The following is a 12,629-nucleotide window of genomic DNA, read 5'->3' as shown; positions in this document are numbered from 1 at the left end:
TCAATCTATTGGCTCAGGGCCGAATTAGGTCTTTGCTTCAGGCAGGTCGTTGTCCCAAAAGCGCTGCGCACCCTTGGGTCAAGCCCAAGGGCATGCTTTTGGGCGACATGCCTCAGGCTGAAACCTTGGCCTTCCTGCCCTTGACAGGTGCCTTCACGGGGGCGGCCTTGCGGCCGAGGCCGATCGACTTCGCCAGCAGCGAGCGCGAGGCCGCGTAGTTGGGGGCGACCATCGGATAGTCCGACGGCAAGCCCCACTTGGCGCGATAGGCGTCCGGCGTCAGGCCGAAATGCACACCGAGGTGACGCTTCAGCGATTTGAACTTCTTGCCGTCCTCGAGGCAGATGATGAAATCGGGCGTCACCGACTTCTTGGGATTGACCGCCGGGACCAGGGGCGCAGCCACCGGAACCACCGGCTTGCCGAGCCCGCTTATCGAGGTGCTGACGCTGGCGATGAGGTCGGCCAGGCCGGAGGCGGGCAACCGGTTCTTCTCGACGTAAGCGGACACGATGTGAGCGGTCAGCTCGAGCAGGTCGATGTCTTTACGGGCACTGTTGCTATCGTCGGTCACTCTATTTCTCCGTCTACAGCGAATGACCTGAAAATCGGATTCGATTTCCGGAAAGGATCATGCGCGAAATCAAAAATGCTATGGCGTCCGTCGTGCGTCCACGGGACGAATGGCGTTGTTGTGGCGCGGAATTCCTAGTCGGCAAATCTGCGTAATGCAATGACTTGGTGTCATATCACACGTTATTTTGAACAACTATATTAAACAATAACAGTATCAAACTATCAGTGCCTTGTCGCGCCACAAACGAAATCCGCCTTCGAACGCACGTGTGTTGTCGCCGCGCCTGGAGTCGGCGGGCAATTCATCGAGCTTGTCGACATTGCCGCCGCCAATGACGACATAGTCAGGCTGCAGGGCGGCGCGAAGCCGGTCGACGACGTCGAAGACATATTTGCGCCATTTCTTCTTGCCGCGCTCTTCGAGGCCGCGCTCGCCGACATAATCCTCGAAACTCTTGCCTTTCTTGTAGGGCAGGTGCGCAAGTTCCATCGGCTGGGCGACGTTGTCGGCAATCATCGCTGCACCAAGGCCAGTGCCGAGCCCGAGGAAAAGCATGCGTCCTCCCTCATAGCTGCCGATGGCCTGCATCAGCGCGTCATTGACCACCTTCACCGGTTTGCCGAATGCACCTGCGAAGTCAAATCCAGCCCAACCCGCGCCGAGATTGGCGGGGTCGGTCAGCGGCCTGTTGTGATTGACCGGGCCGGGATAGCCCATCGAGACGACATCGTAAGGCAGGCCCTCGGCAAGCTTCTTCACCGCATCGATCATCTGCTGCGGCGTCAGGCCCGGTCCGGAGTCGGCGCGGCGCTCTTCGCCGCCGGCACTGGTCAGGATCTTGACGTGCGAGCCGCCAATATCGATCGAGAGCACGATCTTCTCAGCGCCCGATGTCTCAATACCCAACGTTGGTTGCTTCACCGCCTTGGCCATCGTGTCCCCTCTCATTTCACTGGATCAATCCAACCATTGGGCGGCCCGAACCCGGCCATGACGTCCGCTGGCCCCCATGTTCCCGGCTCGTAGAGGTGCGGCGGCGTGGTGTCGCCAAGCACCGGGCCGACAATGCGCCAGGCCAGCTCGCTGGCATCCTGGCGGGTGAACAGCTGGCCGTTGCCGTTCATGGCGTCGCCGATCAGCCGCTCATAGGGCGGCATGTCGCCCTTGCTGTCGTCGAGCGCCGTCAGTTCGACCTGCTCGCCGATCATGTCGTCGCCCGGCGCCTTGCGCTGGGCGCCGATAGCGATCACCACCTGTGGGTCGATGCGGAAGCGGACGTAGTTCTGGTCGGCGGGCTTGATCGGATCGAAGACGTCGAGCGGCGGCCGCTTCAACCGCACCACCACTTCGGTGACATGCACCGGCATGTTCTTGCCGGCGCGGATGAAGAACGGCACGTCCTGCCAGCGCCAGGTGTCGACGAAGAAACGCACCGCCGCGAAGGTCTCGACCGGCGAGTTCGGCGCCACGCCCGGTTCAGTGAGATAGCCGGTGAACTGGCCACGCACGACATCGTCTTTGGTCAGCGTCCGGATGGCGCGCAGCACCTGCACCTTCTCGTCGATCAAATCGTCGGCGGAACGGCCGACAGGCGGCTCCATGGCAAGCAGCAACAGGATGTTGAGCAGGTGGTTCTCGATGACGTCCCTGATGCAGCCGACATCGTCATAGAAGCGGCCTCGCCCCTCGACGCCGAAATCCTCGGCCATGGTGATCTGCACGCTCTCGACGAAGTTGCGGTTCCAGATCGGCTCGAGGAAAGAGTTGGCGAAGCGGAAATAGAGCAGGTTCTGGATCGCTTCCTTGCCGAGATAGTGGTCGATGCGGAAGATCGACTGTTCGTCGAACACCAGGTGAAGGACCCGGTTGAGCCAGCGCGCCGATTGCAGATCGTGACCGAAGGGCTTTTCCACCATCAGCCGTGCGCCATGCGCGGTGCCCGATTGTTCCAGCCCCTGGACGACGGTCTCGAACATGGTCGGCGGCACCGCCATGTAGTGCAGCGGCCGCTGCGCGGTGCCGAGCGCGCTTTTCAGTTTCTCGAACGTCGCTCCATCGCGGTAGTCGCCGCTGACATAGCGCAGCAGCGAGGCGAACTTGGCGAACACCTTTTCGTCGATCTTGCCCAGCGCATTGACGATGCCGTCGCGGGCGCGGGCCTGCAACTGCTTGAGGTCCCAGGCGTCGAAGGCGACGCCGATCACCGGTTCGGTGAGCGTGCCCTTGGCGACCATCTGGTAAAGTGCCGGAAATATCTTCTTGTGGGCGAGGTCGCCGGTTGCTCCGAAGAGCACCAGCGTGTCGGACCGTTCCTGGCTCATGAGCGTGTCTCCCCTATCGCCGTCACTTGCCTGCCTTCGGCTTTTCGACATGACCGCCAAAGGCATAGCGCATGGCGGACAACAGCTTGTCGGCGAATTCGGATTCGCCTTGCGAGGAGAAGCGGTCGAACAGCGCAGAGGACAGCACCGGCGCCGGCACGCCGGTGTCGATCGCCGCCTTCAGTGTCCAGCGTCCTTCGCCGGAATCCGAGACGCGGCCGCCGTAATTCGCCAGGCCCGGGTCGCCTTTCAAGGCGCCGGCCGTCAGGTCGAGCAGCCAGGAGCCGATGACGCTGCCGTGCCGCCAGACCTCGGCCACCTGGGGAAGGTCGATATCGAACTGGTAGTATTGCGGGTTTTCCAGCGGGCTGGTCTCGGCGTCCGCCGTCCGCTGCCGCTTGCCGGCATTGGCCGATTTCAGGATGTTCATGCCTTCGGCATAGGCGGCCATGACACCATATTCGATGCCGTTGTGCACCATCTTGACGAAGTGGCCTGCGCCGCTCGGTCCGCAATGCAGATAGCCAAAGGGCGCGGTCCCGGCATCCTTGGGCGGATTGGAGCCGGCGTCGGCGCCCGGCGCCAGCGTGGCGAAGATCGAATCGAGGTGTTGCACCGCCACATCGGGACCGCCGATCATCAGGCAGTAGCCACGCTCCAGGCCCCAGACACCGCCGCTGGTGCCGACATCGACAAGATGGATACCCTTGCCAGCCAGTTTCGCGGCCTGGTCGACGGCGTCGTGATAGTAGGAATTGCCGCCGTCGATGACGATGTCTGCGGGCTCCATCAGGGCCGCCACCTGATCGATGATCCTGCCGGTGATGGCTGCCGGCAGCATCAGCCACACACAACGCGGCTTGGCGAGCTTGCCGACGAATTCTTCCATTGAAGCCGCCCCTAGCGCGCCGTCAGTCACCAGAGCCGCGACGCTGGCGGGATTGATGTCGTAGACGACGCATTCGTGGCCGTCGCGCATCAGGCGCCGGACCATGTTGGCGCCCATCCGGCCCAGTCCCATCATTCCGATTTGCATGGTTTCGTCCCTGTTTTCTAGGAGATTTACGGGGTTTGTCGGGGGAAGATCTACTGGCTATCCTGCTCGCCTGATATGACGGAGAAGTCGACATTCTCCCAATCGCCGGTTGCGGGCCAGAAAAAAGTGAAGGTCAGCGTGCTTCCCTTGGGGAGGCCGGCGACGGGCAGATCGGCAAGATGGATGCCGAAAGCGTTCTCTGCCGTCTGGCTGTCATGGGCAGTTGCCCAGTTGTCGCTGCTCCAGTGAACGATTGCCGGGTCCAACAGCTCGATGCGCAGCGTTTTGCCCGCCGGCATGGTGCGGATCTTGTTGTTGAACCGCCAGGTCCTGAACGGCGATACGGTCTTGTCCTCGATGTAGCGCTTGACGCCTTGCGGCGGCATGTCGAAGACCGCACCGTCGCGCAGCGAGCGCAACAGCTTGATATGCTCCGAATGCGCCCAGACCAAAGGCATGGCGCTGCCCGAGGGCCTGCAATGCAGCAATTCGCGCTCCATCAGGTCGGGGCCGTCCCAGACTTGCTCCGGCAACAGACCGCCCGGTCCGGCCGAGCCTTCCAGCGCCTCGAGAAGGCTGGCTGCCTTGTCCTTGCGCCCTGCCGCCAGCTCATAATGGGCGCGTTCGCCCGCCAATAGCGGCCAGGGGCGGCCCTGGCCGGTGCCGTCGAATGGCGCGCCGTCTTCGTGCTCGCCATAGCCGTCGCTGGTGTAGCGATACCAGAGCGGCCCTTGCGGCAGGTCGCAGCGCAATTGAGCGTCGATGACCTTGACCGTGTTGACGATGCGCGGATCGTTGGCCGCCCGTAGACCGAAACGCACCAGCGCCAGCGCGTCCGGGCTGACGATTGCCTCGGCGGGCCGGTCGCTGTCGCCGGGCGGCCGGTTCTTGATCGGTACGTAGCCGTCCTTCGGCGAGCCGGCGTCGGCGCTGTCGGGCGGCGCGATGCGCACGTAGTAGCCGTCAACGCCAACTTGCCTGCAGATCGCCGTGCCGCTGACATAGGTCCAGCGCTCGACCTGGTCGTTCCAGACGTCGGCGGTCTCGCGCAGATAGGTCGCGGCGTCGTCCTTGCCGCAGACATCGAGCAAGTCCGCCGCAGCTAGCAGGGCCGCGATCTCGACTGCAAGCGTGAACGGGCTGTAGCCGGCATCCTCTTCCCAGCGGTCTTCGCCGGTGACCGGTCCGTTGCGCACGACATAGCTGGCGGCGTCCTCGATCATCGGCAGGAAGGTTATGAGCCTGGCGCGCGGCAAATGGCCGGCGCGCCGCAAAGCATCGGCCAACAGCAGCGGAAACGCGCATTCGTCCATCTGTATGCCGGGCCAATAGGGGGACCCGTCGAGCCATGCATTCTGCGGCCAATGGCCGTCCGGCTGCTGGATGGAGCGCAGGTAGCCGAGAATCCGCAATGCCGCCGCGGCATCGCCGGCGGCGAGGAAGCCGCCCGCCGTCTCGACCAGATCGCGCGGCCAGACCAGATGATAGCCACCGAGGTCGTCGTCGCCCTTGTTGAAGCCCCACGGGATCGACAGGCTGGCGACCGCGGCGCCCGGCACGACGATCGACCGGTGCGTCGCCAGTACCGCGGTGCTGGTGCGATAGCTGTTGATGCCTGATGCTGTGTGCCGATCCAGCGACAGCAGGCCAGTCTGCCACTTGCGCCAGTTCTGGATGTAAGACTTGGCCGCCGCCGCAAAACCCCGCTTCAGGCTGGCGAAGGCATTTTCCGCGGCCTCGTCGGGCGTTGCGCCAAAGCCCAGCGCCAGCAAGGCCTTGGTCTTTGCGGCGGAAAAACCGATCTCGCCGGTCAACGCGACATTGCCGTCCTCGGCCCGCTGGCAAGCCGGATCGAGTTGGCCGGTGTCGTGCAGTTGCTGCCAGCCGTCGGAAAAGCCGACATAGCCGGCCGCGCTGTTTTTCCAAGGCAGCGACGAGGCCAGCGCCAGGCAAGAGCCGCGCCCCGAGGCAAACAGCACGGGCTTTCCCTTGTGCTCGCCGACCCAGGCGGTGTTGCCCATGCCGGCATTGACCAGATGCGGCGCCAGAAGCGCATAGACGCGGTAGTCGCCGGGCGCACCCTTGAGCGGCGTGAAGGTGATTTCCTGCAGCAAAGCGGGACGCGCCGGGTCGGCGAGGATGCGCTTTTCGATCCGCCAGGCGCCGTCGCTCGCCGTGTTGACCAGCCGGTAGGCAGGTACGCCGTCCTCGAACGGTTCGATGGTGTGCGCGGCATCACGCTTCTCTTCCGAGAAGTAGCCGTCGGGACCGGTGACGATCAGGCCGAAATCGCGCGTGCAGGCGCTGTCGACGCGCGGATAGTAGATTTCGTTGAGGATGCCGTGGCTGATCGTGAACCAGATCTGGCCGGCTGGCGAAAGCGACGTTCCGACGCCGCTCTTGGCGCTTGACGTCCAGCGGGCCGGAATTCCCGGGGCGCCCGGAGCAACGGTTGGCGTCACTGGCATTCTGTTTCGGTCTCCTGGCCCCCTCCCTAGACCAGGACGCGAACCCTTTACAATCATTGCACCGCAAGTTGATCGGACACCGCCAATGGCGCGTCGTTGACAGCAGCGCCGGCATGCGTCCACTATTTCCCGGCACGGGAGGATCGTGAAAGCCAATGCCGGAGGTGTCCCTGGTCCTGATCGACCGGCTGCTGGCGATCTCGCGGGCGCTTGCCGGCCATATCGACCCCGGCACGGCGTTCCGCGCGACAGCCATCGAGATCGGCTCGCTCATTCCGCACGACCACATGGATCTGGCGGTGCTGTCGCATGATGGCCGCCGGCACGCCTGTTATGAAGCCGGCTTCCACACCAGCTGGAGCGAGCTTGCCCAGCATCCGCTGCCGACCGAAGTCAGCCCGATCCGCTCGGTGCTGTGGGGCGAAGTACCCTATCTGCTCGCCGACGACGCGTTGAGCGACCAGCGCTTCCATTTCGCCACGGCCATAGATGGGCCGATCTTCGCCGCCCGACTGCGCAGCCGCATCGTCGTGCCGCTCAGGGCACGCGGCGGCATCATCGGCGCGCTCAACATCAGCCGGCACGAGGTCGATTGCTACACGCTTGCCGATGTCGCCGTCGCCCAGCAATGCGCCGATCTGATCGCGCCCTATATATTCGCGCTGATCCAGACCGAGGAGGCCCGCCGGGCGATGCTTGCCGAGAGCGAGGCCCGCAACCGCGTCGAACTGCTGCGGGTCGGCGCCTCGCAATTGACCGAAGGCATGGAGCGCGAACGCCGGCGCATGGCCATGGACCTGCACGACCAGACGCTTGCCGACCTCGCCCGCATCGCGCGCCAGCTTTCGGCCCTGCGCGGCCAGGGCGTGGCGCGGGCGGCGCAGCTTGCCGACCTCGAGCAGGAGGTCGCCGGTTGTCTCACGGAGCTGCGCCACATCGTCGACGACATGCGCCCGAGCGTGCTCGAATTGTTCGGCCTGCGCGATGCCGTCGAGGCGCATCTCAACCGCAGCGTCGCCAGAGCCAAGCCGCCAATCGCCGTGCACATCGCCGACACCAGCGACGGTGGCGCCGACAGTCTGCCGGAGCCGGTTCGCACCGCGCTCTACCGGATCGTGCAGGAAGCGATCAACAATGCCGTTCGCCACGCCGCGCCACACCGCATCGACGTGCTGCTGGCGTCGACAACGAGCGTGCTTCGGGTGATCGTCACCGATGACGGCCAGGGCTGCGGCGCTGTCGATCCGGCCGCCCATGGCGGCATCGGCCATATGCACACACGGGCCGCCCTCATCGGGGCGCGGCTGCGCATGGGCCAGGCCGGCCGCAAGAGCGGCGGCACCCGTGTCGTCGTCGAGATCGACCGCCCGCCGTCGCGGGAGTTACCGGCTGCGGCGGCTGCAACAGCACCCGGCGAGTTCGCCGTGTCGGAGGCCATGTGATGCTTGTGATGATCGCCGAGAACGATGGGTTGCACCGCACCTTCGCGCGCCGGACCGTAGAGCAATTGTGGCCCGGCGACGTCGAGGTGATCGAAGCGAGCGACGGCGAGGACGCGATCAACCTGGCGGCTGAACGCGAGCCGCCGCATGTCGTGCTCGACCTGCAGATGCCGAAGGCGACCGGGATCGAGGTTGCTAGGGCGATCTGGAACCGCCGCGCCGGCACGCACATCCTGTTCTGGTCGAATTTCGCCGACGAGGCCTATGTGCGTGGCGTGGCGCGCATCGTGCCGCCGGGCTCGGTCTACGGCTATGTGCTCAAATCGGCGACGGAGGAGGGCATGCGGTCCGCCCTGCGCGGCGTTTTCCGCGATGGCCACTGCATCATCGACCGCGAGATCCGCGGCATCCAACACCGCGTGCAGGACAGGTTCGAGGGCATCACCGACGGCGAATATGAAAGCCTGATCGACATCGCGCTCGGCCTGACCGACCGGGCGATCGCAGCACGCCGCGGCCTGTCGATCCGTGGCGCGCAGAGCCGCATTAAACATGTCTACGACAAGCTTGGCATCGTTCCGGCGGAGGACGGCGCCAGCGATGCTTCGGTGTTCAACTCGCGGACGCGGGCGATCTATCTCGCCATGGCGCGCGGCCTGATCAACGTCGATGCGCTGCGCCGCGAGCAGGACCGGCTCGATGCCTGGCTGGCGGAGCAATAGCGGGCCTCGTCTTCTGCGCCTCGGCCTCATGACTGGAGTGTCCACACCCGATTCCGATGGGTTCGTGAAATTGGTGGCACGGCCAACCGGAACATCGGAAGTTCCGGCGCATTGCTAGTGAACGCCATTCCAATTCACTGCCTGCGGACTCAAAGTGCGACCCTCAATCACAGATTCATGGCACTTGGTGCGTGAAAGCGTAGCCGGCTTCATCAACGACAATGCTCTTAGTCACGGTGCTGCGATGGCCTTTTATGCTGCCACCTCGCTGGCGCCGATCTTGCTGATTGTGGTTGCGATTGCTGGTCTCGTATTCGGTCATGATGCCGCACAATTGGCTTTGTCGGCCCAGATCTCCGGGCTGATGGGGCCGGAAAGCGCCGATCTCCTCAAGACCGCACTGCAAAGTGCATCTAGCAAGCTGTACGGGACGTGGGCCGCAATCATAGGGCTGGCCACCTTGTTGGTGGCCGCCTCTGGCGTCTTCGGCGAAATGCAGCAGTCGTTGAACACAATTTGGAAGGTTGAACCGCAGGGCAACTCCTTGTCGCGTCTGGTGCGGGCACGGGCCGCCAGTCTAGGGTTGGTGGCCGCGCTCGGGTTCCTGTTGCTGGTTTCTCTCATAGCAAGCGCTGCGATTTCGGCGCTGAGCGATTTCATCAACGTCCATCTGCCGTTTGGAACGATCATACTCAGTGGGATCAACGGCGTCGTTTCGTTTGCGCTCATTTCCGTGATGTTCGCTGCCATTTACAAAGTTTTGCCCGATCGAACCCTGGAATGGCGCGATGTAGGGATTGGCGCTGTTGTGACCGCTGCCCTGTTCACGTTGGGGAAATCGCTTATCGGCTGGTATATCGGCACCAGCGCGACTGCGTCCTCGTATGGCGCGGCGGGTGGTCTGCTCGTCGTACTGCTCTGGGTTTACTATTCGTCGGAAATTTTCCTTCTCGGTGCCGAGTTAACGCGCGCCTATTCCATTAGGCACGGCAGCAGGTCCGATCTGAAAACCTTGATTCACAGTCCCTTGCCCACGCAGCACAACCCATTTTGCGCAGGGCAAAAATCCAACTCTGCTGGCGTGGTCGTGCTCGTGGCGGTGGCGTGCGCGAGCGCGACCTTGACCGCGCTTTTGCTGGGTGTTCGCCGGCCCTAGTCCGACCTCGCCGTAGCCGCTAACACTCTGCCCCGATTAGCCCCTGCGCGACTGTGCAAACGCACAGTCGGCCATGCGCTTTGACCCGTATCGCCACGCCGGCGCCGCAACTACGCTCAACCCCAACAAGAAGATATATCGGGGAAGCGCTCATGCCATTCGTCACCATGCGGATTCGCACCGCCGGGAGCCGGTGATGTCGGTGTCGGCGCGCGCCCGCCATTCCGGCCTGGACGACGTCGTCGGCGATGCGACGATCGAGACGCTGGCGAGCGGCTTCGGCTTCCTCGAAGGGCCGGTCTGGCACCCCTACGAGAAGTGGCTGGTCTTCTCCGACATTCCGGAAAGCCGCATGTACCGCCGCAGTGCCGAGGGCGAGATCGAGCTGTTCCGCGAACCGAGCCACAAGGCCAATGGCAACACGCTGGACCGCCACGGGCGGCTGGTCACCTGCGAGCACGCGACGAGCCGGGTGACCCGCGCCGAACCCAACGGCAGCGTGACGGTGCTTGCCACGCACCATCAGGGCAAGCAGCTCAACAGTCCGAACGACATCGTCGTTGCCACCGGCGGATCGATCTACTTCAGTGATCCCGGCTATGGTCGGGTGGAATTCTATGGCGTGCCGCGGCCACAGGAGCTGCCGTTCCAGGGCGTCTACCGCATCGATGGCGACGGCGCCCGGCTGACATTGCTGGCCGACGATTTTGTCCAGCCGAACGGGCTTTGCTTTTCGCTGGACGAGTCGCGGCTGTTCATCAACGACACCGAACGGGGGCACATCAGGGTGTTCGGCGTGGAAGCGAACGGCGACCTCAATGGCGGCGCCGTCTGGGCCGTGACCGAGGGCGAGGAGCCGGGAGCGCCCGACGGTATGAAGATCGACAGCCGCGGCAATCTCTACTGCACCGGGCCCGGTGGCATCCATGTCTTCGATGCGTCGGGCGCCATTCTCGGCGTTATCCGGACACCGGAAAATTGCGCGAATTTCACCTTCGGCGACGACGACCTGCAGAGCCTCTACATCGCCGCGTCGACGTCGCTGTACCGGCTCCGGGTGCGAGTGCCGGGATTGAGACTGTTTTGAGCCCGCGACGATCCGTGCTCAAATCAGATTGGGAGTGAGGCCGGGGTCAAAGCCGGCGGGAAATGCAGCAGTCAACATCTGGGAGGATTACGACATGAAGAAACTGTTCGTCTTGGGCGCCCTGGCGGCGATGCTCGCCTCGGGCACGGCGCTGGCCGACACCAGTGGCAAGAAGATCGCCTTCTCCAACAACTATGCCGGAAATTCCTGGCGGCAGGCGATGCTCGACAGCTATGGCATCGTCACCAAGAAGGCGGTCGCCGACAAGATCGTCGGCGCGGCCGACATCTTCACCACCGCCGACAAGGAAGTGCCGACGCAGGCGGCGCAGGTGCAGAACCTGATCCTGCAGGGCTATGACGCGATCGTCATCAATGCCGCCTCGCCGGACGCACTCAACGGCGCCATCAAGCAGGCCTGCGACGCCGGCATCACTGTCGTCTCCTTCGACGGCACCGTGACTGAACCCTGCGCCTACCGCGTCGTCGTCGACTTCAAGGACATGGGCAAGCAGGAAGTCGAGCAGATGGCCAAATTCCAGCCCAAGGGCGGCAATCTCCTTGAAATCCGCGGCCTTGCCGGCACCTCGATCGACGATGCCATCCATGCCGGCATCCTTGAAGGTGTGGCTGCCCATCCCGAGTTCAAGATCGTCGGCTCGGTGACCGGCGACTGGGACCAGACGACGGCGCAAAAGGCGGTGGCGACCATCCTGCCGTCGCTGCCCGACATCGTCGGCATCGTCGACCAGGGTGGTGACGGCTATGGCGCCGCACAGGCCTTCGCCGCCGCCGGCAAGCCGCGCCCGACCATCATCATGGGCAACCGCCAGGACGAGCTGCAATGGTGGAAGGAACAGAAGGACAAGGACGGCTACAAGACCTGGTCGGCCTCGATCGCGCCTGGCGTCTCGTCGCTCGCCTTCTGGGTGGCGCAGCAGGTGCTCGACGGCCGCACCGATATCCCGCACGATTTGCTGGTGCCGTATCTGGCCTTCACCCAGGACGATTTCGAGGCCGAACTGCCGAAGATCGTCAAGGGCGGCGTTGCCAGCCACGAATACACGCAGGAAGATGCGATCGCGGCCATCAAAGCCAACATCAAGTGAATGTCACGGCAGCGTTGCCGTCCGTATCGCCGAGCGGATATCGTTGAGCATGCCTGAAGGGAACGCTGACATCATCAGACTGAACGGCGCCGAAAAGCATTTCGGCGCCGTTCGCGCACTGGGCGGCGTGGATTTTCACGTCGGATCCGGCGAGTGTGTCGGTCTCGTCGGCCACAATGGCGCCGGCAAATCGACGCTGATGCACATGGTGGCGGGCACGCTGGTGCCCGACAGCGGGCAGATCGGCGTGCATGGCGGCATCGAGGACAACTACTCGGTGTCGCGGGCACAGCAGCTCGGCATACGCTGCGTGTTCCAGGAGCTGTCGCTGTGCCCCAATCTCAGCGTCGCCGAGAACACACGCATCAACCATGCGTCGCTGCGTGGCTTCGGCTGGCGGCGCAAGGCGGCCGATCTGATCGCCGCCAAGCTCGACGAGATCTTTCCGGGTCACAGCATCTCGGCGTCGGACATTGTCGGCGACCTGTCGATCGGCCGTCGCCAGATGGTCGAGGTGGCGCGTGCCTTCACGGTGACGCAAGACCGGCTCGACCTCGTCATCCTCGACGAGCCGACATCATCGCTCGATGCGCATACGGCGGGCCAGCTGCTGGCCTTCGTACGCCGCTTCGTTGCCGGCGGCAAAAGCTGCATCCTGATCTCGCATGTGCTGGGCGAGGTGCTACGGAACGCCGACCGCATCGTGGTGATG

General features: G+C 63.9%; 11 protein-coding genes. 6 read left to right on the top strand and 5 right to left on the bottom strand.

Features of this window, described 5'->3' with window-relative positions; genetic code table 11:
* Nucleotides 1-112 precede the first annotated feature (112 nt).
* The 5 genes from EN993_RS01935 to EN993_RS01915 all read right to left on the bottom strand — a co-directional run bounded on the left by EN993_RS01935 (nucleotide 113) and on the right by EN993_RS01915 (nucleotide 6,402).
* The gene (locus tag EN993_RS01935; protein WP_056585880.1) at nucleotides 113-574 is read right to left on the bottom strand and encodes a MucR family transcriptional regulator; all 462 of its coding nucleotides are present in this window, start codon (nucleotides 572-574) and stop codon (nucleotides 113-115) included.
* A 216-nt stretch (nucleotides 575-790) separates the two neighbouring features.
* Entirely contained in the window at nucleotides 791-1,510 is a 720-nt protein-coding gene (locus EN993_RS01930; RefSeq protein ID WP_109663992.1) for an ROK family protein, read from the bottom strand.
* 11 nt (nucleotides 1,511-1,521) lie between these two features.
* Complete coding sequence (gene zwf, locus EN993_RS01925) at nucleotides 1,522-2,898, bottom strand: glucose-6-phosphate dehydrogenase (protein ID WP_109663995.1); 1,377 nt, start codon at nucleotides 2,896-2,898, stop codon at nucleotides 1,522-1,524.
* A gap of 22 nt (nucleotides 2,899-2,920) precedes the next feature.
* Complete coding sequence (gnd, locus tag EN993_RS01920) at nucleotides 2,921-3,934, bottom strand: phosphogluconate dehydrogenase (NAD(+)-dependent, decarboxylating) (protein WP_109663999.1); 1,014 nt, start codon at nucleotides 3,932-3,934, stop codon at nucleotides 2,921-2,923.
* A gap of 50 nt (nucleotides 3,935-3,984) precedes the next feature.
* Complete coding sequence (locus tag EN993_RS01915) at nucleotides 3,985-6,402, bottom strand: glucan 1,4-alpha-glucosidase (protein ID WP_127262231.1); 2,418 nt, start codon at nucleotides 6,400-6,402, stop codon at nucleotides 3,985-3,987.
* Between the two features lie 155 nt (nucleotides 6,403-6,557).
* Between EN993_RS01915 and EN993_RS01910 the strand changes: the two genes are divergently transcribed.
* The 6 genes from EN993_RS01910 to EN993_RS01885 all read left to right on the top strand — a co-directional run.
* The gene (locus EN993_RS01910; protein ID WP_109664007.1) at nucleotides 6,558-7,844 is read left to right on the top strand and encodes a histidine kinase; all 1,287 of its coding nucleotides are present in this window, start codon (nucleotides 6,558-6,560) and stop codon (nucleotides 7,842-7,844) included.
* Nucleotides 7,844-8,566 carry a response regulator transcription factor gene (locus EN993_RS01905; RefSeq protein WP_109664011.1) on the top strand — a complete coding sequence of 241 codons (723 nt, stop codon included), beginning with the start codon at nucleotides 7,844-7,846 and terminating at the stop codon, nucleotides 8,564-8,566. The genes EN993_RS01910 and EN993_RS01905 overlap by 1 nt, the downstream gene beginning before the upstream one ends.
* 187 nt (nucleotides 8,567-8,753) lie before the next feature.
* Complete coding sequence (locus tag EN993_RS01900) at nucleotides 8,754-9,722, top strand: YihY/virulence factor BrkB family protein (protein WP_245468599.1); 969 nt, start codon at nucleotides 8,754-8,756, stop codon at nucleotides 9,720-9,722.
* Between the two features lie 73 nt (nucleotides 9,723-9,795).
* The gene (locus tag EN993_RS01895; RefSeq protein WP_245468595.1) at nucleotides 9,796-10,809 is read left to right on the top strand and encodes an SMP-30/gluconolactonase/LRE family protein; all 1,014 of its coding nucleotides are present in this window, start codon (nucleotides 9,796-9,798) and stop codon (nucleotides 10,807-10,809) included.
* 94 nt (nucleotides 10,810-10,903) lie between these two features.
* Nucleotides 10,904-11,917 carry an ABC transporter substrate-binding protein gene (locus EN993_RS01890; RefSeq protein WP_109664026.1) on the top strand — a complete coding sequence of 338 codons (1,014 nt, stop codon included), beginning with the start codon at nucleotides 10,904-10,906 and terminating at the stop codon, nucleotides 11,915-11,917.
* Nucleotides 11,918-11,966: 49 nt separating this feature from the next.
* Nucleotides 11,967-12,629, top strand: a 663-nt coding sequence (locus tag EN993_RS01885) for an ATP-binding cassette domain-containing protein (protein ID WP_164757514.1), incomplete at its 3' end; no start/stop codon positions are given.

The sequence above is a fragment of the Mesorhizobium sp. M7D.F.Ca.US.004.01.2.1 genome, from assembly GCF_003997785.1.
GTDB lineage: Bacteria > Pseudomonadota > Alphaproteobacteria > Rhizobiales > Rhizobiaceae > Mesorhizobium > Mesorhizobium loti.
The sequence above is the reverse complement of the archived record's forward strand: the minus strand, read 5'-3'. Positions and strand labels throughout refer to the sequence as shown.

Coding starts and splice junctions, on each gene's coding strand:
- EN993_RS01930 (WP_109663992.1), bottom strand. CDS start 1,510: ATGGCCAAGGCGGTGAAGCAACCAACGTTGGGTATTGAGACATCGGGC.
- zwf (WP_109663995.1), bottom strand. CDS start 2,898: ATGAGCCAGGAACGGTCCGACACGCTGGTGCTCTTCGGAGCAACCGGC.
- gnd (WP_109663999.1), bottom strand. CDS start 3,934: ATGCAAATCGGAATGATGGGACTGGGCCGGATGGGCGCCAACATGGTC.
- EN993_RS01915 (WP_127262231.1), bottom strand. CDS start 6,402: ATGCCAGTGACGCCAACCGTTGCTCCGGGCGCCCCGGGAATTCCGGCC.
- EN993_RS01910 (WP_109664007.1), top strand. CDS start 6,558: ATGCCGGAGGTGTCCCTGGTCCTGATCGACCGGCTGCTGGCGATCTCG.
- EN993_RS01905 (WP_109664011.1), top strand. CDS start 7,844: ATGCTTGTGATGATCGCCGAGAACGATGGGTTGCACCGCACCTTCGCG.
- EN993_RS01895 (WP_245468595.1), top strand. CDS start 9,796: ATGCGCTTTGACCCGTATCGCCACGCCGGCGCCGCAACTACGCTCAAC.
- EN993_RS01890 (WP_109664026.1), top strand. CDS start 10,904: ATGAAGAAACTGTTCGTCTTGGGCGCCCTGGCGGCGATGCTCGCCTCG.